Annotated in this window: 20 protein-coding genes; 15 read left to right on the top strand and 5 right to left on the bottom strand. The window is 70.4% G+C overall.

From position 1 onward, the window contains the following. Positions 1–21: 21 nt before the first annotated feature. Entirely contained in the window at positions 22–1,392 is a 1,371-nt protein-coding gene (locus WMF24_RS39050) for an OmpP1/FadL family transporter (RefSeq protein ID WP_437732536.1), read from the bottom strand. 133 nt (positions 1,393–1,525) lie between these two features. On the opposite strand from WMF24_RS39050, the gene WMF24_RS39055 reads away from it, so the two are divergent. Beyond that, the gene (locus WMF24_RS39055) at positions 1,526–2,200 is read left to right on the top strand and encodes a hypothetical protein (protein WP_437732537.1); all 675 of its coding nucleotides are present in this window, start codon (positions 1,526–1,528) and stop codon (positions 2,198–2,200) included. On the opposite strand, the gene WMF24_RS39060 is transcribed toward WMF24_RS39055, so the two are convergent. The 4 genes from WMF24_RS39060 to WMF24_RS39075 form a co-directional block, all read right to left on the bottom strand. Then, the gene (locus WMF24_RS39060) at positions 2,163–3,419 is read right to left on the bottom strand and encodes a metallophosphoesterase (RefSeq protein ID WP_437732538.1); all 1,257 of its coding nucleotides are present in this window, start codon (positions 3,417–3,419) and stop codon (positions 2,163–2,165) included. The genes WMF24_RS39055 and WMF24_RS39060 overlap by 38 nt on opposite strands. A 200-nt stretch (positions 3,420–3,619) precedes the next feature. Further along, positions 3,620–4,441 (bottom strand): hypothetical protein, encoded by an 822-nt coding sequence (locus WMF24_RS39065; RefSeq protein WP_437732539.1) that lies wholly within the window; start codon positions 4,439–4,441, stop codon positions 3,620–3,622. 353 nt (positions 4,442–4,794) lie between these two features. Next, the gene (locus WMF24_RS39070; RefSeq protein WP_437732540.1) at positions 4,795–6,849 is read right to left on the bottom strand and encodes a hypothetical protein; all 2,055 of its coding nucleotides are present in this window, start codon (positions 6,847–6,849) and stop codon (positions 4,795–4,797) included. Positions 6,850–7,008: 159 nt separating this feature from the next. Continuing rightward, positions 7,009–9,024: a SpoIVB peptidase S55 domain-containing protein gene (locus WMF24_RS39075; protein ID WP_437732541.1), complete on the bottom strand. Its 2,016-nt coding sequence runs from the start codon at positions 9,022–9,024 to the stop codon at positions 7,009–7,011. Between the two features lie 130 nt (positions 9,025–9,154). Between WMF24_RS39075 and WMF24_RS39080 the strand changes: the two genes are divergently transcribed. From WMF24_RS39080 to WMF24_RS39145, 14 genes are all read left to right on the top strand, one after another. Then, on the top strand, positions 9,155–9,397 hold the full coding sequence (locus tag WMF24_RS39080) for a hypothetical protein (RefSeq protein WP_437732542.1): 243 nt from the start codon (positions 9,155–9,157) through the stop codon (positions 9,395–9,397). Positions 9,398–9,407: 10 nt separating this feature from the next. Continuing rightward, positions 9,408–10,439, top strand: coding sequence for an aldo/keto reductase (locus WMF24_RS39085; RefSeq protein ID WP_437732543.1), 1,032 nt, complete (start codon positions 9,408–9,410; stop codon positions 10,437–10,439). Next, complete coding sequence (locus WMF24_RS39090) at positions 10,439–11,221, top strand: phytanoyl-CoA dioxygenase family protein (protein WP_437732544.1); 783 nt, start codon at positions 10,439–10,441, stop codon at positions 11,219–11,221. Before WMF24_RS39085 ends, WMF24_RS39090 begins: the two co-directional genes overlap by 1 nt. A 308-nt stretch (positions 11,222–11,529) precedes the next feature. After that, positions 11,530–12,225: a cytochrome c3 family protein gene (locus WMF24_RS39095; protein ID WP_437732545.1), complete on the top strand. Its 696-nt coding sequence runs from the start codon at positions 11,530–11,532 to the stop codon at positions 12,223–12,225. Then, entirely contained in the window at positions 12,222–15,227 is a 3,006-nt protein-coding gene (locus WMF24_RS39100; protein WP_437732546.1) for a TAT-variant-translocated molybdopterin oxidoreductase, read from the top strand. The genes WMF24_RS39095 and WMF24_RS39100 overlap by 4 nt, the downstream gene beginning before the upstream one ends. Beyond that, positions 15,224–16,657 (top strand): NrfD/PsrC family molybdoenzyme membrane anchor subunit, encoded by a 1,434-nt coding sequence (gene nrfD, locus WMF24_RS39105; RefSeq protein ID WP_437732547.1) that lies wholly within the window; start codon positions 15,224–15,226, stop codon positions 16,655–16,657. Before WMF24_RS39100 ends, nrfD begins: the two co-directional genes overlap by 4 nt. Further along, positions 16,647–17,417 carry a DUF3341 domain-containing protein gene (locus tag WMF24_RS39110; RefSeq protein WP_437732548.1) on the top strand — a complete coding sequence of 257 codons (771 nt, stop codon included), beginning with the start codon at positions 16,647–16,649 and terminating at the stop codon, positions 17,415–17,417. Before nrfD ends, WMF24_RS39110 begins: the two co-directional genes overlap by 11 nt. After that, on the top strand, positions 17,414–18,019 hold the full coding sequence (locus tag WMF24_RS39115) for a c-type cytochrome (RefSeq protein WP_437732549.1): 606 nt from the start codon (positions 17,414–17,416) through the stop codon (positions 18,017–18,019). The genes WMF24_RS39110 and WMF24_RS39115 overlap by 4 nt, the downstream gene beginning before the upstream one ends. Next, the gene (locus tag WMF24_RS39120; protein ID WP_437732550.1) at positions 18,016–19,221 is read left to right on the top strand and encodes a hypothetical protein; all 1,206 of its coding nucleotides are present in this window, start codon (positions 18,016–18,018) and stop codon (positions 19,219–19,221) included. The genes WMF24_RS39115 and WMF24_RS39120 overlap by 4 nt, the downstream gene beginning before the upstream one ends. A gap of 10 nt (positions 19,222–19,231) precedes the next feature. Next, the gene (locus WMF24_RS39125) at positions 19,232–19,903 is read left to right on the top strand and encodes a hypothetical protein (RefSeq protein ID WP_437732551.1); all 672 of its coding nucleotides are present in this window, start codon (positions 19,232–19,234) and stop codon (positions 19,901–19,903) included. Continuing rightward, a complete protein-coding gene (locus WMF24_RS39130) occupies positions 19,903–20,745 on the top strand; it encodes an SCO family protein (RefSeq protein WP_437732552.1) in 843 nt (280 codons plus the stop codon). Before WMF24_RS39125 ends, WMF24_RS39130 begins: the two co-directional genes overlap by 1 nt. Positions 20,746–20,776: 31 nt before the next feature. Beyond that, positions 20,777–21,721, top strand: coding sequence for a cytochrome c oxidase subunit II (gene coxB / locus WMF24_RS39135; protein WP_437732553.1), 945 nt, complete (start codon positions 20,777–20,779; stop codon positions 21,719–21,721). Positions 21,722–21,740: 19 nt separating this feature from the next. Then, positions 21,741–23,378: a cytochrome c oxidase subunit I gene (ctaD, locus tag WMF24_RS39140; protein WP_437732554.1), complete on the top strand. Its 1,638-nt coding sequence runs from the start codon at positions 21,741–21,743 to the stop codon at positions 23,376–23,378. Continuing rightward, positions 23,375–24,061: a cytochrome c oxidase subunit 3 family protein gene (locus tag WMF24_RS39145; RefSeq protein ID WP_437732555.1), complete on the top strand. Its 687-nt coding sequence runs from the start codon at positions 23,375–23,377 to the stop codon at positions 24,059–24,061. Before ctaD ends, WMF24_RS39145 begins: the two co-directional genes overlap by 4 nt. The last annotated feature ends 10 nt before the right edge of the window (positions 24,062–24,071 follow it).

Raw genomic sequence — 24,071 nt, forward strand, 5'->3', positions numbered from 1 at the left:
AGCCGGGGGCCCGCTGCGCGCTCAGAAGCCGACGTCCACGTTGACGTTGAGCACGCCGATCGTCTGCGCGTAGATCCCGCCGGAGTCGGGGGCCCTCGAGTTGCCCGCGAGGCCCGCGGTGACGCTCTTTCCCGTGGTGTCCCGGCTCGCATAGAACAGGTGCGTGTACGACGCCGCGAGGTGCAGCTTCTCCGCGATCCGGAAGCGCCCCCCCACGGCGAACGAGACGTCGTGAAAGTCGGTGGCCGAGGGGTCCAGGGTCTCGTCGGGCACGGCGTTGGAGTCGTACCCGACCCCGCCGAAGAGCTCGACCGGAGGCTCCGGCCAGTAGCTCACGCCCGCCCGGACGCCGAACGTGTCGTTCCAGCGCCGCGGGATGTTCTGCACGACGCCGGCGGGATCCGCGGCGGAGCCGTCGCGCTGGATCTCGCACGCCGCGCCCAGCTGGGTGAGGCACTGGTTCTCCATCGAGCTCCACCGCGTCCAGTCGCCGAAGAGCCGGACCTCCAGGCGCTCCGCCGGGACGAAGCGGGCGCCGAGCCGGACGATATCGGGCAGGCCCTGGTGCAGCTCGACGTCGGCCGGAGCGTTCGACACGCCGTTGAAGCGGTTGGTCAGCGTGCCCTCGAGCGTCTCTCCGCCGGTGACGTTCGGCCGCGACTGGTACGACGCGCCGATCCAGAGCTTCTCCGGCATCGCCTCGACCAGGGCGCCCACGCCGAAGCTCGCGTGCAGCCCGCTCACGTCGAGCAGCGAGCGCCCCTCGGTGGCAAGGAGGTTGTCGCCGGAGGCGTTGCGGGCGCGCACGGTGCGCACCTGGGTCCGGATCAGGTTCCCGGACACGCCGAGGCTGAGGCGGGCCGCCGGGATCTCGTAGGCCGCGGCGAGCGTGAAGAACATCGCCTGGAGCGACGACTCGATGGAGTGCCACCGCTGCACGCCGTCGACCGGCCCGGCCAGATCGCGATTGCCCTCGAAGGCGGTGTTCCTGTCCCAGGACGCCGCGCCGCCGAAGGGCACGTAGACGCCGGCCCCGAGCGCCAGGTCGCCGACCCTGGCCGACGCGCCGAGCATCGGCGAGGCGGCCACGTTGAGCAGGCGCGCCTCCCCCGTGTTCGCCTCCGGCACCGTCACGTCGTCGGACGGCGCCTGCGCGTGCGCGTAGGACGCGGCGCGCAGCGCGAAGGTCCCGTCGACGAACAGGTGAATCCCCTCGCTCTCGGCGAGGCCTGCGGGGTTGTAATAAACGGCGGTCGGATTGCCGGTGATCGGGTTGCCGTGCTCGCCGCCGAACCGCGCGGTCGCGAAGCCGCCGGCGAACGCCGGCCCGGTCCAGAGAAGGCCGCCGAGAAATCCGAGGGAGAGCGCGACGCGGTGGCGGTGGATGAGCATGGCCGGGTGTCCTCGGGTTCGGGCGGAGGAACGCGCGCCGGCGACAGACCTGCATGGTAGGGTGTGCATCACCTGCAAGCTCGCGGGACGTTCGACCCGATCGAGTCAGATGCCACCTTTCGCACGGTGTCAAATGCTTTTCTCCCGCTCCACCTGGACAAAGCTCGCGTCTACAGCCCTCCCCTCGGCCCTGTCTTGCGCCGCGCTCCTCGCCGGGTGCGCCGATCCGGAGGGCAGATACGATGATTTCCAGGCCCGCGACACCGCCATCCGTGAAGCCCAGGCCGGCGGCGACGGCGGCGGGGGCGGGGGCGGCAGCTGCACTCCGGAGGTGGGGACGCCCGATGGCGACTTCCTCTTCAGCCTTTCTGCCTATCTCAACCCACAGGCCCCGATCCTCTTCTTGACCCGGCTGACCACCGAGCCGAGCGACGGCGGCCTGAGCTTCTCGATGAGCTTCCAGGCGCTGGAGTCCGCCGATCGCACGACGCCCACGGGCGAGCCGGTCGACGTGGGTCCTTACGAGGTGTCCGCCGACGGGCAGTTCACCGCGGAGCTGCCCACGATCGTGGTGCCAGGCAACGCCAACCCCTTCTCCGGCAGCGAGCTCGAGGCCACCATCACGCTGACGGGCGCCCTCTGCGCGCCCGCCGACTTCGTCTGCGGCGATGTGACCGGCTCCCTGGCGAGGCCGCTGGCCCTCGATCTCAAGGGCTCGACGTTCGCGATGGAGCGCATCACCGACCCGGGAAGCTACCCGGCGCCGGTCATCAACTGCGACAGGGATCCGGCGCGCCCGCTCCCGTGATCGCGGGAGCGCCCGGGTGAGCCTGGGCCAGCGCCTCGGCCGGGGCGGCGCCTTCGAGCTCGATCAGCGAGATCTCGGACGGCGCGCCGACGCGCATGGGCGGCCCCCAGTAGCCGGTCCCGCGGCTCACGTAGATCTGGGCCTCACCGTGCGAGGACAGCCCGGCCACGTAGGGCTGGTCGAGCCGCACGAAGAGGCCCCAGGGGAAGATCTGGCCGCCGTGGGTGTGGCCGCTGAGCTGCAGGCCGACCCCCCGCTCCGCGGCCTCCACGATCTGCTTGGGCTGGTGCGCGAGCAGCACGAGCTCCCGGGAAGGGTCGCGCCCCGCGAGCGCGCGCGCGAGGTCGGGGCCGTGGTCGCGGCCCATGCCGCGGGAGCTCCAGTCGTCGACGCCGGCCAGGTCGAAGCTGTGCTCGCCGTCGCCGATCGTGACGCGCTCGTTGCGGAGCACCCGCACGCCGAGCCGGCCGAGCTCCGCGATCCACGCCTCGACGCCGGAGTAGTACTCGTGATTGCCCGTCACGAAGAAGACCCCGTACCTGGCGCGCAGGCCGGCGAGCGGGGCCGTGTGCTCGCGGAGCTCCTCCACGGAGCCGTCGACGAGATCGCCCGTGATCGCCACGAGATCCGGCTCGAGGGCGTTCACGCGCGCGACGACGCGCTCCAGCCACTCCCGGCCGATGGTCGGACCGATGTGAAGGTCGGTGAGCTGAACCACGCGAAAGCCGGACAGGGCGGCGGGGAGGCGGCGGAGGCGGACGCGCACCGGACGGACGGCGACCTCGCCGAGGGCGCTCGCGGCGCCGGCGAAGCCGAGGCCGACGGCCAGGGCGCCGACCGTGCCCGCGATGGCGCGGGAGAGGAACGTGCGGCGCTCGCTGTCGAGCGGCTGGCTCACCAGCGCCGTGACGCCGTGGGCGCCGAGGCGGACGAGCTCCGAGGTGAGCAGGAGGAAGAAGAGCAGGACCGCGAGCCCGACCCACGTGTAGACGACGCCCGCGACGATGCTGCCGATGTGCCGGGGGAGCGAGCGCGTGAAGGCGAGGCCGACCGGCACGAGCAGCGCGAGCACCGCCAGGGCCACGCTGCCGGCGCGGTGCCAGACCGGGCCGAGCTCGGGCGCGCGGATCAGGCGGTGCCAGAGGTAGTAATGGACGCCGGCCACGATGGCGCTGAAGACGCCGATGAAGAGGAGGAAAGGGAGGAGAGGCCGCTGCACGCGCCCAGCATGACCACGGCGGCGCGCGCCCGCCGCTCCGATCCACGCCGGCGCGGGGCGCGATAACATTTTTTAACGGGTCCCCCGGCGGCCCCGAGGCCTCCAGCGCGCCAGCGCCGCGAAAGGCCCGTCGACGAGGGCCGCGTCAGGCCGCGGCGGAGCGGCTCAGGAGCCCGATCACCCCCGGCCGGCTCCGGGACTCACTGCGTGTTGACGCACACGCCGAACCCCGGAGGGTAAGCCCTGCTGCCGCCCTGGCACTTGGCGCCGGTGCCGCAGTCGCGCGCGCTCCCGTCGATCCGGCAGAGCTGCTTGCACTGGTTCGTCAGCATCGAGCACACGAATCCGGGCGCGCACGGGCAAGGCTCGTCGGCGCGCCCGGCGCCGGGCTCCACGCAGCTCGTCGTCCCGTCCTCGCGGACGATCGCGCAGGTCTGGCCCGCCGGGCACACGCTGTCGTTCAGCAGCTCGCAGTTCACCGCGGGAACGCAGACCGGGATCGAGACCGGAGCGCTCGCTTCGGCGACCGATTCGGCCATCGGCCGCTCGTCGCAGTAGGTCCCAGGCGAGCAGCTCTCGACGTTGCCGCAGCAGTACTGCCGGCACACGCCGCCCTCTCCGCCCAGCGCCGCGCAGCCCAGCCCGATCGCGCAGTCCGTTCCCCGCTGGCAGGGGCCGCCTGCGCGGAAGCGGCCCGCCGGCTGGCAGCTCGGGATCGCGTCGCCGTCGACGAGCGCGAGCTGGCAGTGAAGCATCTGCGCAGGCGTCCCCGTGCCCGAGCTCCCGTCCAACGACGAGCACTCGCTCGGGTCGCCCCCCGGCGTGCAGCCCTCGCCGCACAGGTGAGCGAAGCGCGTGTATGGATCCGGCGCCCCCGCGGGCGCGGGGATGTTGACGTCCTCCTCCACGGCGGCCCCGCCGGCCCCCTCGGCGCCGTCACCGCCCGCGCCGGCGCTCACGAACGGAGCGGAGTTGCCCGATCCGGTGGACGCCTCCCCGCCCCAGAAGCCCCCCACCCCCATGTCGTCCCCGCCGCCGTCCGATTCGGCGGAGTCTGACGACGAACACGCGGAGACGGCGGCGAGCGAGAGCGCCGCGAGACCGTGAAGCCAACGGGTACGGGGGCAGCTCATTCCAGGGTCACCAGAAAAGAACAAGCGGAGCGAGCGTATCATGTCCCCTCTCGACATCCACAGAATGTGCCGTTCGGAATGCCTTCCGGCACGCTGGCGCAACGTGGGTGCCGTCGTGGTGCGCGGCGCGCGCGCGGTCCGCACGAGCGCCTTCCCTGCCCGGGCTCTGGCGCAAGCATGACGCCGGTGTCGCGCCGAGGGCTGCGCCCCGCACGGCGGGGATGGCGTGCGTGTGGCGGCGCCTACCGCGCCTCGATGTCGCGGGTGACCACGTTGCCGGCGGTGTCGTAGGCGCGCACCGCGAGCAGGTGCGAGCCGGGCGGCACGACCGCGCTGAGGTCCGCGTCGATGGCCTCGGCCGCCTCGTCGAAGATGCCGTCGCTCGGGAAGACGGGGCGCCACTCCTCCAGGCCGGCGATGGAGACCTCGACGCGGGCGACAGGACCGAGGCCGTCGACGACCTCGCCCGTCAGCCGGCGCCCCTGCAGCGCGAGCGTCCGGAACAGCGGCGGCGTCGTGTCGACAAGGACGGTGCCCGACTCGAGGCTGTGGCGCAGCGTGCGCTCCGGCGGGTTCGCCAGCTCGTCGCTCGCCTCGACGAGGATGCGGTACTCGCCCTCGGGGAGCGCCGTCGTGTCCCATACGTGCTCGGCGCGCGTCACCTTCTCGCCCGGCTTCAGCATGCTGCGCCAGGTCGACTGGCCCTCCATGCGGTAGGAAAGCCGGTAGCGGAGGTCGTCCTGATCCGGGTTGTCGACCTTCCACGTGAGCTGCAGCGCGCTCACGGGCTTCGGCGCCTCGCCGCCCGACGGCGGGAGGTTCGTTCGCGGGGGCTTCGACTGCCCCTTCGGCACCGCCTCGATCGACGTGACCACCGCGCGCGCGTTGTCGGTCACGAACGCGAGCTTCACCTCGCGGAGCACGGCGCCTGGGTCCCGGCTCCACCGCGCGCGGATCTGCACGAAGCGCGCGGGCGGGCTCTTCGTGTCGCCCGGCGCGGCGAGCGCGGGGGACCACGGGCTCCAGGTGCTGTCCGGCGTGTCGGTGTTCCCGCTCCGGGTCTCGAGCTCCAGCGCGCCGTCCGAGCGCCACGTCAGGCGCCCGAACGTCGCCCGCAGGCCGGCGTCGAGCACCTTGCTCGTCCACACCGCGGACGCGCCGCCGACGCCCTTCACCTCGTGGAAGACCGCGGGATCGGTCGTGGCGATGAACCGGCGGCCGCCGGCCAGCATGAAGGCGCCGACCTGGCGCTCGTCCGTGTCGGCGACGAGCCGCGCGACGTGGTTGTCGCTCACCGTGTAGAGCTGGCCTTCCGCGCCGGTCCCGACGTACGGCGCGAGATCGTCGCCGAGGCCGAGCGAGACGTAGTGGGTCTCGTCGTCGCTCATCATCCGCTCCGCGACGCCCCTCCTGTCGAAGCGCACGAGCACGCCCTTGCCGGGCTTCTGCGCGCGCGCCGGCTGCGGCGACGGCGGCCCGCTCCGGTTGCGCTTCGGGGGCGCGAACGCCTCGGCGTACTTGTTGGCGATCGCGTAGATGGCGCCGCCCTTGGCGCCCGGCGCGACGGCGATGGCCTTCACGTCGTCGGCGTCGAAGTCGTGGAGCACCGTCGCGCGCCCGGGCGCCGTGAGCTTGTAGAGCAGCGCCTTGCCGTTCGAGCCGGCGTAGACGGCGCCGTCGTCCGCGACCGCGACGCTCACGAGGTGCGGCTCGTCGCTGTCGAAGTACACCTGCGCCTTGCCCGCGGCGTCGATGCGGAACAGCTTCCCGTCGGGGCCGGTCGCCGCGTAGAGCGCCCTGGCCCTGGCGTCGTAGGCGAGGCCCCAGATGTCCTCGGTCTGCGGGAGCTCGGCGAAGAGCTTCGCCGGACCGCCGTTGCCGGCGCCGCGCGGCAGCCGGTAGAGCTTGCCCTCGGGGAACGTCCCCGCGACGACGTCGCCGCCTTCCACGAGCGCGAGCGCGCTGACCGCCATCTGCCCGGTCGTCGCGACGAGCGCCACCCGGCCGCCCGACACGCTGTAGATCTTCCCCTCGTTGCCCGTGCCGAGCAGCACCGTCCCGTCGGGCAGCACGACGGAGCTCCAGACGGAGGTAGCGTCCGGCAGCGGCGTCGCGCCGAGCGTGAGCCCGGCGCGCACGTTGCCGTTCGAGTCGACGCTGACCCCGGTGAGATCCCCGTCCTTGAGGTCCTCGAGCGTCTTGAGCTCGAAGCTGCGCGTGCCCACCGCGTGGGCCGGCAGCGCCACGAGCCCCGCGGCGGCGACGGCCGCCGCGAGGGACGTTCGCAGAGAGGACACGGCGTGAGGGCGTGAGGATCGGGGATGGTCAGAAGAGCGCTGATTGCTCATGGATCGCAGAATGGAGGGGGTCAGGGCGGAATCAGACGGGATCAGGCGGAATCAGACGAGTTCAGGGCGGAGCCACGGCGGAGACGAGGCGGGGAGCCTGCGCGCGGCTCAGCGGAGGATAGGCCGGACCGTGACGCTCACGGTATCCTTGCCGACCAGAAAGCGCTTGAGGGAGACCGGCACCTGCACCTGCGCGCCGAAGGTCTCGGGCGCGTCGGACGCGGAGCTCGGGCGCAGCGTGTCCATCGCGCCCGGCGGCAGCCGCGAGGCGACCTTGCCACGGTACGCGGCGCCGTTCTCCCGGAGCTTGAACGTCGCGACGACGCTCTCCGGGTCGTGGCTCTGGTGCGGGAGCATCGCCACGAGCTCGGCGAGGCTGTTCGGCGTCGCCATCGGGCGCTCGACCTCGTAGCCGGGCGAGAGCTCGATGTCCACCTTGCCGCCGGCGAGCTCGCGCGGCAACGGCACCTCGATGACGCGCGACTCGACCGGGCCCTGGTGCGGCTGGAGGTCGAGGCGGATCCGCGCGGGCGCGCCCGCGTCGATCTCCGGCTCGAGCACCTTCGCGCCGCGCAGCAGGACGACCTCGCGATCGAACGTGACCTTCACGCGCGTGTCGACGCGCTCGATCGTGACGTCCTCCCACGGGTTGTTGAGCAGCGAGCCCATCGCCCGGACGATCCGGCTGCGGACGAAGTCGTCGGCGCTGAGCGGGGTGCCGTTGCCGGCGCCGAAGTCGACGAGCGAGATCGTGCCGTAGCGCCCGATCTTGAGCTGGCTCACCGCCCGCCAGGTCATGTCCCGCCGCTCGGCCGTCGTCGCCTCGACAGCGTTGCCGAGCGCCATCGACACGAAGGACGGCGCGAGGAACTGATCGTGCGCGACCTCCACGTTCCACGTCGGGTGCGGCGCGCCCGCCACGCCGTCGATCTGGACGCGCATCGGGAACACGGGCGCCTTCGCGGCGCTGTCGACGACGATGGCGGCCTGCCGGTCGTTGACGAGCGAGCCGACCGACCTCACCGCCTCGCCGATCTTGAAGCTCCGGTTCTGGCTCGCGAGGATCCAGTGCACCCGGGCGATCGCCGTGGGGAGGTTCGTCACGCCGCCGTTCATCATCGGGTGGCCGAACGCGACGAGCTTGTCGCCCGACACGCGCGTGACCGTGCCGATGCCCATCGCGGAGATGTCGCCGCGCACGAGCTCGACGCCGATCGCCCCGCCGTCGACGTACCTCGTCGGCGCGCCAGGATCCGGCGTCATCGACGAGCCGCCGCCGGCCTGCATCGGATCGAGCCCCATGGGGCCGAGCAGGTCGCTCGCGATGCGCAGCGACGTGCCGCCGAGCCCGCCGAGCATCACCGGCGTCGAGGCGCGCGCGAGGCCCGCCGACTCGGGCGGGGCGAGCGCCGGCGCGACGCGCGCCGCGATCTGGCGGGCGTGGCCGGCGAGGTCGTACGCGTCGATCGCCCCGACGAAGCCGCGGCCGCCGTGGAGCCGGGCGGGCGCGGCGGCGCGCGGCGGCACGCGGCCGACGGCGCTCACCGGGGCGGGCAGCGGGCCGCCGCCCCTCGGCGCGATCGCGCGGGGGAGCGGCCGCGCGAGCTCGTCGAGCATCGACTTGATCGGCGTCACGCCGGCGATCGCCTCGGCGCCGAAGAGCCAGCCGTACGCGTAGGCGCCGATCATCTTGCCGTTCACGTAGATCGGGCTGCCGCTCATCCCCGCCACGGTGCGGGCCACCTCGAGGCGCGGGTGCTGCGTCTTGATGAGGATGAGGTCCTGGTTCGGCCGGAAATTGCGGAGGGTGGAGATGACCTCGACATCGAACTTCTCGGGCGTGGTGCCGGAGAAGACGGTCAGGCCGTATCCCTTCATCCCCGGCTTCACCTCGGAGACGGGCATCGTGTCGGGCGGCGTGGAGATCGCCTGAGCCGCGCCGACGCCGACTGCGACGCTGCACGCCGCGCCGGCGAGCAGGCTCAGGGGGATGAGGCGACCTTCGCGGTCGACGAGGGCGCGGGCCGCGCCCGCGATAGCCCTCGCGCAGCGGGACACGAGCGGGACGGCGCGCGCGGAGAGGATGGAACCCGGACGAAAACAAGGTGATTCGCGCAGAGGCACGGGGCCAAGCTTAGCCCGGATTTGGGTGCGGGACAGACCCGGGGCTCGACGAGCGCGGGGCGGGCCCGCGCGCACCCCGGGTCGATGATTTCCAGGGGCAGCGCGCGCCGGCGACGCTAGGCTTCGCCCCGTGAAGGATATCGCGGCGACCGCGACGCTCGTTCTGGCGTTCGCCACCTGGGTGACCGTCCACGTCGCGCTGGCGGCGCGGCTCGTGCTCCGGAGCCAGCCCCGCTGGCGCGGGCTCCTCGCGCTGGTGGTGCCGCCCCTCGCGCCGATGTACGGCTTCCGGCAGGGGTGGCGGCGGATGAGCACCCTGTGGCTCGTGTGGCTCATCGTGTACGTGCTCGCGCACCTCGTCGCGGGGGCCTGAGGAGCGCGGCGTGGCCTCTGACGTGAACGACGTGAACGACGTGAACGACGTGAACGACGCGAACGCTGACGACGCGAACGCTGGGATGACGGCGAAGCGGCGGCCGGGCGCGCCGCCCGGCCTCGTCGTCGGCACGATGAACTTCGGCGGCCGCACGCCGCCCGAGGAGGCCGAGCGCATCGTCCACCGCGCGCTCGAGCGCGGGATCACCGCGTTCGACACGGCCAACCTCTACGGGGACGGCGCGTCCGAGCGGATCCTCGGCAGGGCGCTCCGCGGCCGCCGGGCCGAGGCGCAGATCGCCACGAAGGTCGGCCTGCGCCGGATCCGGGGCAAGGCCGAGGGCCTCGGGCGCGCGCAGGTGATCCGCGCCCTCGAGGAGAGCCTCGGGCGCCTCGGCACCGACCACGTCGACGTCTACTACCTGCACGCGCCGGATCCGGCGACGCCCGTCGAGGAGACCCTCTCGGCGATCGATGCCCTGATCGAGCAGGGGAAGATCCTGCGCTTCGGGGTCAGCAACCACGCCTCGTGGCAGATCCTGGAGCTCATCGCGCGCCGGGACGCCAAGGGCAAGGCGCGCCCCGCGGTGTCGCAGGTGCTCTACAACGCGCTGATCCGCCAGCTCGACCTCGAGTATGCCGCGTTCGCGAGGCGGTACTCGATCGCCACCGCTGTGTACAACCCGCTCGCGGGCGGGCTCCTGAGCGGGCGGCACGCCGGGCCGGACGCGGCGCAGGCGGGCTCGCGCTTCGAGGACAACCGCCTCTACCAGCGCCGGTACTGGAGCCAGCGCATGTTCGAGCTCGCCGAGAGCTACGCCGCCGTGGCGGCGGACGAGGGGATGAGCCTGCTCGAGCTCTCCTACGCCTGGCTCGCGGGGCGGGACGTCGTCGACTCCATCCTCGTCGGCCCCGCCCGCGCGGAGCACCTCGACGCCGCCGCCGGCGCGATCCGGCGCGCGATCTCGCCGGAGGCGGCGCGGCGCATGGATGCGCTCCACCGCGACCACCTCGGCACGGACGCGAGCTACGCGCGGTGATGGATCTCCTGCTGCCCGAGGCCAGGGCGCTCGATCTCGCGGGCCCCCTCGCGGACTACGCCGCGCGCGGCCACGCGCGGCTCGGCCGCGTGATGAGCGACGCCGGCCTCGAGGCGCTGCGCGCGCGCGCGGACGACATGATGCTCGGGCGCGTGACGTACCCGGGGCTCTTCTTCCAGCACGACGCCGCGTCGGGCCGCTACGAGGACCTGCCGTACGGCAAGGGCTACCAGGGGCCGAGCACGTCGTACCGCAAGATCGAGAAGCTCGAGAAGGACCCGCTGTTCCTCGCCTGGATCGAGAACCCGCTCTTCGAGCGCGTCGCGCGGTCGCTCATCGAGGGCGAGGTCTCCATCTACCGCGCCGTGCTCTTCACCAAGGCCGCCTCGGGAGGGTCGCCGCTGCCCTGGCACCAGGACGGGGGCAGCTACTGGGGGCTGGATCGCGACCCCGAGCTGCAGATCTGGACGGCGCTCGACGACGCCCCGCTGCACGGCGGCTGCGTGGAGGTGCTCGAGGGAAGCCACCGGGACGGGCTCGCGACGCCGCTCGGCGGGGTCGTCCCGAGCGACCGCGTGCGCGCCGCCGACGCGGACGCGCGCAAGCTCGCGCTGCCGGCCCGCGCCGGCGAGTCCCTGCTGATCCACAACCACCTCTGGCACTGCTCCGGCGTGAACCGGAGCGGCCATCCGCGGCGGGCCCTCACCATCTGTTACATGAGCAGGGCGACCCGCTGCCTCAGGAAGAAGAGGGCGCCGCGGGCGTTCACCCCGGTGTTCTGAGCCCACAGCGGGAATTCCTGGCCCTGCGGTGCCGGCGACCACTCCCCTCGTCGTTTCCTCGGATCCCCGCGCTCATTATTTCGGCGATGTTTCGCGCCAGCGAGCGCGCCGTGTCGCCCGCGCTCCGTAAGGGTGAACCCAGCAAGCCGCGGCAAGTTGCCGCGCGACGCGGCGGCCTGCCGCGCCGCTGGGCCACGGCCCTCCCCCGCGGCAATCTGCCGCGGTCACGCGGCGTTTTGCCGTCTTGTCGCACCCCACCAGAAGGACATAACTGGGCCCGCGCGTCGCTCCGACGCTACACAAACCCTATGGCTCGGTTCCTGTTCCCACGATGGGCCAACAAAGTGGTCCCGCTGGGGCTCCTCTTCGGAGTCCTGCCCCTCGGCGCCGCTGTGATCGGCGGATTCTGGTACTACGGTACCAACAAACATATCGAGGTCGGGTATCAACCGGATCAACCGGTCGATTACTCACACAAGCTGCACGCCGGCGACCTCGGTATTGACTGCCGGTACTGCCACAACACTGTGGAAGTCTCCGGCTTCGCCGCCGTTCCACCGACCGAAACGTGCATGAACTGTCATGCCAAGGTGCGGAGGGACAGCGAAAAGCTTCTTCTCGTGCAGGAAAGCTGGGCGAGCGATCAACCCATTCCCTGGGTGCGCGTCCACAACCTGCCCGACTATGCCTATTTCGACCACTCGGCCCACCTGGCCGCAGGGGTCGGATGCGTGAGCTGCCACGGCCGCGTCGATCAGATGCACAAGGTCCGGCAGGTCGCGCCGCTCTCGATGGGATGGTGTCTGGACTGCCACCGCAATCCGGGCCCCCACCTCCGCAATCCCGCCGACGTCACGAAGATGGATATGGCGCCGTCGACGGCCGTCATGGCGGCCGGGGTCGTCCCCCCGAACCCGGAACCTTATCAAGATCGCGTGCCAGCGGTCACGACCTCCGGGCGGCAGGTGCAGGCGCCGCTCCACTGCTCGGGGTGCCACCGATGAAACGAACACCTCTCCCCCTCGCCCAGGATCTCTCTGGAAAGACCTACTGGCGCAGCCTGAACGAGCTCGCCGGCTCCCCCGCCTTCGTCGACGCGCTCGCGCGCGAGTTCCCGCCGGGCGCGATCGAGCCGCCGGCGGACGGGGACGGCGTCGGGCGGCGCACGTTCCTCTCCCTCATGGGCGCGTCGCTCGCGCTCGGCGGCCTCGTCGGCTGCCGCCGGCCCGTCGAGCAGATCCTGCCGTACTCGCGCGCGCCGGAGGAGGTCATCCCCGGCCAGCCGCTCTTCTTCGCCACCGCGCTGCCGATGATGGGCACCGCGTTCGGCGTCCTCGTCGAGAGCCACGAGGGGCGGCCCACGAAGATCGAGGGCAACCCGAAGCACCCCGAGAGCCTCGGCGCGACGACGATCTACACGCAGGCCGCGGTCCTCGACCTCTACGATCCCGATCGCAGCACCTCGCCGCGCGAGGGGGCGAACGCGAAGTCGTGGGACGACGCGGCCACGTTCCTGCGCGCCGAGGGCGACAAGCTCCGCGGCCGCGGCGGCAAGGGGCTCACCATCCTGACCGAGGCCCACCGCTCGCCCACGCTGGCGGCGCGCCTCGCCGACCTGCGCAAGACGCTGCCGGAGGCGCGCGTCGTCCGGTACGAGCCGTTCTCGCGCGACGCCGCCCGCGAGGGCGCGCGGCTCGCCTTCGGCAGGCCGCTCGAGACCTCGCTCGACCTCGCCAAGGCGCGCGTGATCGTCGCGCTCGACGCCGACCTGTTCGGCACCGACGGCAGCCCGGTCAAGCAGGCGCGCGGGTTCGCCGCGGGCCGCGCGGTCGACAAGGACGCGCAGGCGATGAACCGCCTGTACTCCATCGAGAGCACCTTCACGATCACCGGCGCGTCGGCGGATCACCGGCTCCGCATCCAGAGCCGCAAGATCCCCGCCTTCACGTTCGCGCTCGCCGCCGAGCTCGGCAAGCGCGGGGTCGCGATCGACGCGGACGTGCTCAAGGCGATCGAGGGCAAGTCGGAGGGGCTCGACGCCAAGGCGACCCGGTACGTCGCCGCCATCGCCGCCGATCTCGCGGCGAACCGCGGCCTGGGCGCCGTCGTCGCCGGGCGCACGCAGCCGAAGGAGGTCCACGCCCTCGCGCTGCTCATCAACGCCGCCCTCGACAACACCGGCAAGGCGGTCCGCCTCGTGGCGCCGTTCGACGAGTCGCGCGAGGGCCCCGAGGCGCTCGTCGAGCTCGCGCGCTCCATCGAGCGCGGCGAGGTCGAGACGCTGCTCATCCTCGGCGGCAACCCGGTCTTCGACGCGCCCGCCGACGCGCGCTTCGCCGACGCGCTCGCCAAGGTGGCCGTCAGCGTCCACGTCTCGACGCACGTCGACGAGACGAGCGAGCGCTCGCGCTGGCACCTGAACCGCGCCCACCCGCTCGAGTCGTGGAACGACGTCCGCGCGGAGGACGGGACGGCCAGCATCGCGCAGCCGCTCATCGCGCCGCTCTTCGGCGGCAGGACCGACGCCGAGGTCATCGAGCTTTTGCTCGGCGGCACGCGGACGGCCTACGACCTCGTGCGCGCCACGTGGCTGACCACCGAGGGCGCGCGGCGCACGGAGCAGGACATCCGCCGCGCGCTGCACGACGGCGTCGTGGCGGGCACGCAGCTCACGGACGAGCAGGTCACCGCCGCGCCGCAGGCCGCGGCCGACGCGCTGCGGGCGTTCGCCCCGGCGGCGGCCGAGGGCCTGGAGGTGACGTTCCGGCCCGACCTGCACGCCTGGGACGGGCGGTTCGCGAACAACGGCTGGCTCCAGGAGCTGCCCCACCCGATGACGAAGGTCACCTGGGGCAACGGCGCGTGTCTGTCGCCGTCGACCGCGGCGCGGCTCAACCTGAAGGACGGCGACGTCGTGACGCTCTCGGGCGCCGGGGCGCAGGTCCGGCTCCCCGTCGTCGTCGCGCCGGGGCAGGCGGACGACTCGGTCGCGATCAGCGTCGGCCAGGGGCGGCGCGCGCAGCTCCGCGTCGGGCGCGGCGTCGGCGTCGACACGACCCCGCTCAGGAAGAGCGACGCCTTCGAGGTCGCCGGCGGCTTCTCGATCGAGAGGACCGGCGAGGTCGCGGCGCTCGCGCGCACGCAGGAGCACTTCGTCATGGAGGGCCGCCCGCTCGCGCGCGAGGGGACGCTCGCCCAGCTCCAGGGCGACCCCGAGTTCGCCAAGAAGCAGGTCCACGTGCCGGCGCTGTTCAGCCTCTTCAAGGAGCCGAACCGCAGGCAGGGGCACGCCTGGGGCATGAGCATCGACCTCAACGCCTGCATCGGATGCAACGCGTGCGTCGTCGCCTGCCAGGCCGAGAACAACATCCCGGTCGTCGGCGCCGACGGCGTGCGCGAGACCCGCGAGATGCACTGGCTGCGCATCGACCGCTACTACCAGGGCACGAACCCGGACGAGCCGGAGAGCATCCAGCAGCCGCTCCCCTGCCAGCACTGCGAGAACGCGCCGTGCGAGCAGGTCTGCCCGGTCGCCGCCACGGCGCACAGCCCCGAGGGGCTGAACGACATGGCGTACAACCGGTGCGTCGGCACGAAGTACTGCGCCAACAACTGCCCGTACAAGGTCCGTCGCTTCAACTTCTTCGAGTACGGCCAGCCGGACTCCGAGCACCGGAAGATGCAATACAACCCCAACGTCACCGTCCGGTCGCGGGGCGTCATGGAGAAGTGCACCTTCTGCGTGCAGCGGATCAACCACGCCAAGATCGAGGCCAAGCGAGAGGGACGGGAGCACGTCAAGGACGGTGAGGTCGTGACCGCGTGCCAGGGCGCCTGCCCGACGCGGGCCATCGTCTTCGGCGACCTCAACGACCAGCAGAGCCAGGTCTCCGTGACGTCCGCGAGCCCGCGCGGCTACCGGATGCTCGACGAGATCAACACGAAGCCGCGGGTCACGTACCTCGCGAAGATCCGCAACAAGAACCCGGAGCTCGCCGACGCATGAGCGCCACAGCACCCCTCCAGGTCGAACACCCCCGGCTCTCGGAGCGCGCCGCCCTCTTGGACGAGGCGCCGCTCGTGCAGGGGAAGGACGACTTCCGCTCGATCACCGACAAAGTCACGGGCATCGTGCTCAACAAGGCGCCCTCGGGATGGTTCATCCTGCTGTGCCTTGCCATCAGCATCCTGCTCATCCTCGGCGGCTCGCTGGTCCACCTCGTCGGGACCGGTATCGGCATCTGGGGCCTGAACACCACGGTCAACTGGGCGTGGGACATCACCGGCTTCGTGTTCTGGGTCGGTATCGGCCACGCCGGCACGCTGATCAGCGCCATCCTCTTCCTCTTCCGCCAGAAGTGGAGGACGAGCATCAACCGCGCGGCCGAGGCGATGACGATCTTCGCCGTCGCGTGCGCCGCCATCTACCCGGTCGCCCACCTCGGCCGGATCTGGTTCGCGCACTGGCTGTTCCCGATCCCGAACCAGATGAGCATCTGGCCGAACTTCAAGAGCCCGCTGCTCTGGGACGTGTTCGCCGTCTCGACGTACGCGACGGTCTCGGCGCTCTTCTGGTTCGTCGGGCTCATCCCCGACATCGCCACGCTCCGCGACCGGGCCACGACCCGGACGAAGCAGATCGTCTTCGGGATCCTGAGCCTCGGCTGGCGCGGCTCGCACCGCCACTGGCTCCACTACGAGAAGGCGTACCTCATCTTCGCCGGGCTCTCGACGCCGCTCGTGCTCAGCGTGCACACGATCGTGTCGTTCGACTTCGCCGTCTCGATCGTCCCCGGCTGGCACACCACCATCTTCCCGCCGTACTTCGTCGCGGGCGCCATCTTCAGCGGGTTCGCGATGGTCGTCACGCTGATGGTGTTCGCGCGCAAGGCGTTCGGCCTCGAGGGGCTCATCACCATCCGGCACCTCGAGAACATGAACAAGGTGATCGTCGCGACGGGCACCATGGTCGGCTACGCGTACGCGATGGAGCTCTTCATCGCCTGGTACAGCGGCAACCCGTACGAGCGCTTCGCCTTCGCGAACCGCATCCTCGGCCCGTACGCCTGGGCCTACTGGACGATGGTGAGCTGCAACGTGATCTTCCCGCAGCTCTTCTGGTTCAAGAAGGTGCGCACCAGCATCCCCGCCATGTTCATCATCTCGATCCTGGTCAACATCGGGATGTGGTTCGAGCGCTTCGTCATCATCGTGACGAGCCTCCACAGGGACTTCCTCCCCTCGAGCTGGACCTACTTCCGCCCGACCATCTGGGACATCTCGACGTTCTTCGGCTCGTTCGGCCTCTTCTTCACCCTCTTCCTGCTGTTCGTCCGCTACCTGCCGATGGTCGCGATCAGCGAGGTGAAGGGGATCACGCCGGCGGCCGATCCGCACGGCTCGCACAAGCACGAGGAGGCGCACCATGCAGCGTGACAGCGACCCTCCGAGCCAGAAGCGCTCCGAGGAGGCCGCCTCCGCCGAGGAGGCAAGGGACTCGGCCCGCGCCGGCGCGGCCGACGACAAGCCGCAGGGCTTCGTGCCGGCCGACGAGGCCGAGTACGACAAGCCCCACGAGGAGGGGCCGCACGGCAAGGCCCTGCTCACCTCCGAGCGCCAGGTCGAGCGCCGGCACGAGCAGGACGCGGCCCTGGAGGCGTCCGGCGAGCGGATCCCGTACGCGCTCATGGGCTACTTCACGAGCCCGGCAGACATCTACCACGCGTGCGAGGCGCTCCGGGACGCCGGGTACAGCCGCTTCGACGCGCACACGCCGTTCCCCGTGCACGGGCTGGAGAAGGCGATGGGGCTCAAGCCCTCTCCCCTGCCGTGGCTCGTGCTCACGGGCGGCGTGACGGGGCTCGTCAGCGCCGTCCTGCTCGCCTGGTACACGCAGCTCTACGACTATCCGCTCATCATCAGCGGCAAGCCGTCGTTCTCGTACCAGGCCTTCATCCCGATCTTCTTCGAGCTCACGGTCCTCTTCTCGGCGCTCACGTGCTTCTTCGGGCTCTTCGTGCTCGGGCGCCTGCCGTCCTTCTTCCACCCCACCATGACGCACCCCTCGTTCCCCCGGGCGACCGACGACGCCTTCTTCATCAGCGTCGAGGTGACCGATCCGAAGTTCGACGCCACCGAGACACGCAACCTCCTCCAGCGCGTCGGCGCGCAGGGCATCCGGGAGGTCTCCGCGTGAAACGCTGGTGTATTCCCCTCCTCGTCCTCCTGGCGGGCTGCCGCGGACAGGCGAGCAGCGATCCGCCGATCCACGTCTTCGGGGACATGGACTGGCAGCCGAAGTTCCAGCCCGAGGAGGGCACCCGGCTGTTCCCCGACGGGCGCGCCATGCGGCCGCTCGTCGAGGGCACGGTGGCCCAAGGCGCGCTCGACGAGAGCGACGCCTTCCGGACCGGCAAGGACGGCGACACGTTCCTGGCCATGGCGCCCATCACCGTCGACGAGTCGGTGGTCCGGCGCGGCCAGGACCGCTTCAACATCTACTGTGCGCCCTGCCACGACCAGAGCGGCAGCGGGCAGGGCATGGTGGTGAAGCGCGGCTACCCGCCGCCGATCGACCTCGCGTCCGACAGGGCGCGCGGGCTGCCCGACGGCGAGATCTTCCACGTCATCACGAACGGCGTGCGGAACATGCCGGCTTATCGGAAGCAGATCCCGGTCCGGGACCGGTGGGCGATCGTCACGTGGGTGCGCGTGCTGCAGCAGAGCCAGCACGGCCGCATCGACGACGTCCCTGAGACCCAGCGGGGCAACATCGCGAAGGAGAGCGGAACTCCATGAAGTCCCACGGAAGTGCTCTGGCCGAGGACGCGAAGGTCCTCGATAAGGCGGTCGCGAAGCGGCTCGTCTCGAGGAGCATGGTGCTCGCGATCGTCGGCGTGGCGCTCTCGGCGCTGGCGGCGGTCGTCGACGCGAAGCGTTTTGCGTTCTCGTACCTGACCGGCTTCACCTGGCTCGTGACGATCGGGCTCGGCGCGCTGTTCTTCGTGATCATCCAGCACCTGACCCGCGCGCGCTGGTCGGCGGCCGCGCGCCGCCACATGGAGTGGATGAGCGGCGTCCTGCCCGCCTGCGCCGTGCTGTTCCTCCCGGTCGCGGTGCTCGCCCACGACATCTACCACCACTGGATGTCGCCCGAGGCCGCGAACGATCACATCCTGCACCAGAAGGCGCCCTACCTGAACGCGACCTTCTTCTACATCCGCGCCGTCGTGTTCCTCGCGGCGTGGGCGGCCCTCGCGGTGTGGTTCAGCAAGACCTCGCGGGCGCAGGACGAGAGCGCCGACTTCCGGCCCACGGCGAAGATGCGCGCCTTCAGCGCGCCGGCCGTCATGATCTTCGGGCTCACCATCTCGTTCGCGGCGTTCGACTGGCTGATGAGCATCGACCCGCACTGGTACTCGACGATCTTCGGCGTCTACGTGTTCGCCGGCTCGGCCACGAGCTCGCTCTCGGCGCTCGCGCTGATCACGATCGCGCTGCACAAGGCGGGGCTCCTGCGCAAGGTGAGCAACGTCGAGCGCCAGCACGACATCGGCAAGCTCCTCTTCGGCTTCACGATCTTCTGGGCGTACATCGCGTTCTCGCAGTTCATCCTGATCTGGTACGCCAACATCCCGGAGGAGACGATCTTCTATCGTCACCGCTGGGAGGGCTCGTGGAAGGCCGTCAGCCTGGCTCTCTTGTTCGGCCACTTCGTCGTGCCGTTCCTCGTCCTCCTCTCGCGACACGCAAAGCGGAGCCCGCTGGTCCTCGGCGCGGCGTCGGTGCTCCTCCTCGTGATGCACTACGTCGACCTCTACTGGCTGGTCATGCCGAACGTGGATCACCACGGCGCGCACCTCAGCTGGATCGACGCCGCCGGCTTGCTCGGACCGCTGGGCGTGGGAGCCTGGGTGCTCTCGCTTCAAGCGGCCAAGAGCCCGCTGTATCCTCTGAACGACCCTCACCTTGCCGAAGCGGCTCGGATCGACAACCCGTAAGGAGCCGGCCATGAGCGAAGCGACCGAAAGCACCGCGACCCAGCACGGCGAGCACGAGCACGCCGAGGCGGATCGACCGAACAACACGCTCATCTTCGTGATCGTGGTCGCCACGCTGCTCTCCCTCGTGGTGACCGTCCTCTTCGTCAACGAGGTCTTCAAGGCGACGATGGAGCGCGAGATCTCGAGCAAGGTGCTCGAGCCGCCGAACAGCGCGCTCCGCGGCCTGCGCGCCATGGAGCAGGAGCGCCTCAGCCACTACCAGTGGGCGAACGAGAAGGACGGCATCGTCCGCATCCCGGTCGACCAGGCGGTGGCGCTCACGCTGAAGGCGTACCAGGAGAAGCGCATCGGGCAGCCCGTCCCCGGCGCGACCGCGGCGGCGACGCAGCCGGGGCAGCCCGAGGACAGCAACGCGAAGCCCGACGAGGCCGCGGCGCCGAACGCCGAGAGCGGCGCGCCGCTCCAGGGCCAGGACGCGGCGAAGCCCGGCGACAAGGACGCGGCGAAGCCGGCCGACGCCGCGAACAAGCCCGCGGAGGCCAAGCCGGCCGACGCCAAGCCCGCGGAGGCCAAGCCGGCCGACGCAAAGCCCGCCCAGCCCGCGAAGCCTGCGGACGCCAAGCCCGCCCAGCCCGGAGGCGCGGCGCCCACGCCGGCGCCTCCTGCTCCGGTGCAGTGATGTCCCGCCCGCTGTCCGCCCTGCTCGCCCTGCTCGCGCTCGTGGTGGTCGCGGCCGCCCCGGCGCGGGCCGCGCGGGCGGCGGACACGACCATTCCTCCCGAGCTCACCGGCGTCGATATCGAGGAGCGGCCGGGGGCCCAGCTCCCGCGCGATCTCCGGCTCCGGGACCAGTCGGGGCAGGAGGTCGAGCTCGGCCGCTATGCGACGGGGGACAAGCCCCTCGTCCTGGTGCTCGGTTATTACGAGTGCCCGATGCTGTGCTCGCTGGTCCTGAACGGCGTGCTGCAAGCCATGAAGGAGAACGAGTGGAGCGCGGGCGAGGAGTACCGCACCCTCGTCGTGAGCTTCGACCCGCGCGACACGCCCGAAGCTGCGCGAAAGAAGCGGGCGAACTATATTGAGGCCTACGGCAGGCCGGTCACCGGCGACGGCTTCGACTTCCTTGTGGGGGACGAGGCGTCGGTGCGCGCGCTCGCCAACGCCGTGGGCTTCGGCTACCGATGGGACGAGACGACGAAGCAGTACGCACACGCCGCAGGCGCGTTCGTGTTCACGCCGGACGGGCGCCTGTCGCGTACGCTGTACGGCATCTCTTTTCCACAGAAGAACTTCGGCCTCGCGCTGCGCGAAGCGGGCAGCGGGAAGGTGGGGAGCGCCTGGGATCGGGTGCTCCTGTTCTGTTTCCATTACGATCCAAACGCCCGGGGGTACGTCCTCGCGACGAAGCGGCTGATGAAGGCGTCGGGCGCCGTCACGGTCGTGCTGATCGGGCTCTGGCTCATTCGCTTCTGGCGGACTGAACGCTCTCGCACGAGGGCGCGCGTAAACGAGGCTTCCTAGGATACAAGGTGGCGGAGCCACAACTATGGTGATGAAAAACCCGATCGAACTCGGCTCGTTCTGGCTGCCCCGCCAGGGCTCGACGCTCGCTGAGCGCATCGACGCCGGCTGGGACGCGGCTTACTGGGTCTCCGTCGTCTTCTTCGTCCTGGTCACCGGGGCGGTCGTGCTGTTCGCGGTGAAGTACCGGCGGCGCAGCGAGAACGACAAGACGAGCCCCATCGACCACAGCACGACGGTCGAGGTCGTGTGGACGCTGACCCCGCTCGCCATCTTGATCGCGCTCTTCTTCGTGGGCATGCGCGGCTACGTGCACGCCTCCGTCGCGCCGGCCGAGTCCTACGAGATCAACGCCACGGGCGAGATGTACCTGTGGACCTTCACCTACCCCGACGGCACGACGACCGTGAACGAGCTCGCCGTGCCGCGCGGGCGCCCGGTGCGGATCATCCTGAGCTCGAAGGACATCCTCCACAGCTTCTACATCCCGGAGTTCCGGGTGAAGCAGGACATGGTCCCGGGCTCGTACACGTCGGTCTGGTTCGAGGCGACGGAGGTGCGCGAGACGGTGATGCTGTGCACCGAGTACTGCGGCTCCGGCCACTCGGATATGATGGCGACCGTGAAGGTGATGGAGCCGTCGGACTTCGAGAAGTGGCTCGAGGGCAACAACAACAGCGACCTCCCGCCCGAGGAGCTCGGCAAGACGCTCTTCGCCAAGCGGAGCTGCGCGACCTGCCACTCGCTCGACGGCACGCGCCTCCAGGGCCCCTCGCTCAAGGGCCTCTTCGGCCGCGAGGAGGAGCTCGCGGACGGGTCGAAGATCATCGCGGACGAGAACTACTTCCGCGAGAGCGTGTTCAACCCGGCCGGCCAGGTCGTGCGCGGCTACCCGCCGGTGATGCCGTCGTTCAAGGGGCTCCTCAAGGACAGAGAAGTGGACGCGCTCATCGCTTACCTCAAGACGGTGAAGTGAGCGCCGGGGAGAAGCAGTCATGTCGCAGACAGTAACCACCGCCGACGTCAATACGGCGCCCGACGCCGGCCACGGATCGGATTACATCCGGGCCAAGAGCGGGATCATGTCGTGGCTCACCACGGTCGATCACAAGCGGATCGGCCTGATGTACCTCGCCAGTACATTCGTCGCGTTCCTGATGGGCGGCCTGTTCGCGCTCGTCCTGCGTCTCGAGCTCCTGACGCCGAAGGCGACGATCATGAGCGCGAACGCCTACAACCAGATGTTCACGCTCCACGGGGCGGTGATGACCTTCCTGTTCATCATCCCGAGCATCCCCGGCGCGCTCGGCAACTTCCTCCTGCCGATCATGATCGGCGCGAAGGACGTCGCCTTCCCCAAGCTGAACCTCCTCAGCCTGTATCTCTACTGGATCGGCGCCCTCTTCACGCTCTCGTCGCTCCTCACGGGCGGCATCGACACCGGCTGGACGTTCTACGTGCCGTACTCGAGCACGGTGACGACGACGTCGGTCCTGAGCGTCACGTTCGGCGTGTTCATCCTCGGCTTCTCCAGCGTGCTCACCGGGCTGAACTTCATCGTCACGATGCACAAGCTCCGGGCGCCCGGGATGGGCTGGTACAAGATGCCGCTCATGCTCTGGGCGACCTACGCGACCAGCATCGTCCAGATCCTCGCGACCCCCGTCCTCGGTATCACGCTCCTCCTGCTCATCGCGGAGCGCGCGTTCAGCATCGGCATCTTCGACCCGGCGCTCGGCGGCGACCCGGTGCTCTACCAGCACTTCTTCTGGTTCTACAGCCACCCGGCCGTCTACATCATGATCCTGCCGGGCATGGGCATCATCAGCGAGCTCATCGCCGTCCACGCGCGGCGCCGGGTCTTCGGCTACAAGGCGATCGCCTTCTCCAGCGTCGCCATCGCCCTCGTCGGCTTCCTCGTGTGGGGCCACCACATGTTCACCTCGGGCCAGAGCGAGTTCGCCGCGATCATCTTCTCGTTCCTGACCTTCCTCGTCGCCATCCCCAGCGGCGTGAAGGTGTTCAACTGGACGGCCACGCTGTGGCGCGGCTCGATCAGCTTCAACGCGCCGATGCTGTACGCGCTGTCGTTCCTCATCCTCTTCTCGATCGGCGGCCTCACCGGCGTGTTCCTCGGGATGCTCAGCGTCGACCTGCACCTCCACGACACGTACTTCGTGGTCGCGCACTTCCACTACGTGATGGTGGGCGGCACCGTCATCGCCTACTTCGGCGGGCTCCACCACTGGTGGCCCAAGATCACCGGGAAGATGTACTCGGAGCGGCTCGCGGCCATCGCCTGCGTGCTCATCTTCATCGGCTTCAACGTCACGTTCTTCTCGCAGTTCATCCTGGGCAGCCGCGGGATGCCGCGCCGCTACTACAACTACCTGGACCAGTTCCAGCCGCTGCACGCCTTCTCGACCGTGGGCTCGTGGATCCTGGGCGCCGGCGTCATGGTGATGTTCGTCTGCTTCGTCAAGTCGCTGCGCTCCGGCGCTCCGGCGCCGAAGAACCCCTGGGGCGGTCTCAGCCTCGAGTGGACCACCGCCTCCCCGCCCATCACCGAGAACTTCGTCCGCACCCCGATCGTGACCAAGGGCGCCTACGACTTCAACACGGAGAACGCATGAGCGCGCACGCCCCGGCCGCCGAGCGGCCGAACAAGGCAGGCCCCGTCCTGTCCCCCGATTTCCACGTCGCCCATCATTTCGACTCCGCGGACACGCAGTTCGACGCTGGCAGGATGGGCATCTGGCTCTTCCTGGTCACCGAGATCCTCCTCTTCGGCGGGCTGTTCTGCGCGTTCGCGATCTTCCGGACGTGGTTCTTCGACTCCTTCGTCGAGGCCCACCATCACCTCGACAAGGTGATGGGCGGCGTCAACACGGTGGTGCTCATCTGCTCCAGCCTGACGATGGCGCTCGCCGTCCGGTCGGCGCAGAAGAGCGATCAGAAGAACACCACGCGGCTGCTCGTGATCACGCTCTTGTGCGCGGCCGCCTTCCTCGTGATCAAGTACTTCGAGTACCAGCACAAGTTCCACGACGGCCTCCTGCCCGGGAAGTACTTCACCGCCCAGGGCTTCCAGACGGCCCACGCGGGGATCTTCTTTGCCATCTACTTCATGATGACGGGCATCCACGGGGTGCACGTCCTCATCGGGATGGGGCTCATCACGTGGATCCTCATCCGCAACACGCGCGGTGAGTTCTCGAGCCGTTACTACTCGCCGGTCGAGGGGGTGGGGCTGTACTGGCACCTCGTCGACCTCATCTGGATCTATCTGTTCCCCCTGCTCTACCTGGTGGGCTGAGGCCTAGAGG

Origin of the sequence: Sorangium sp. So ce1335 (assembly GCF_051521615.1) — a bacterium.
Classification (GTDB): domain Bacteria; phylum Myxococcota_A; class Polyangia; order Polyangiales; family Polyangiaceae; genus Sorangium.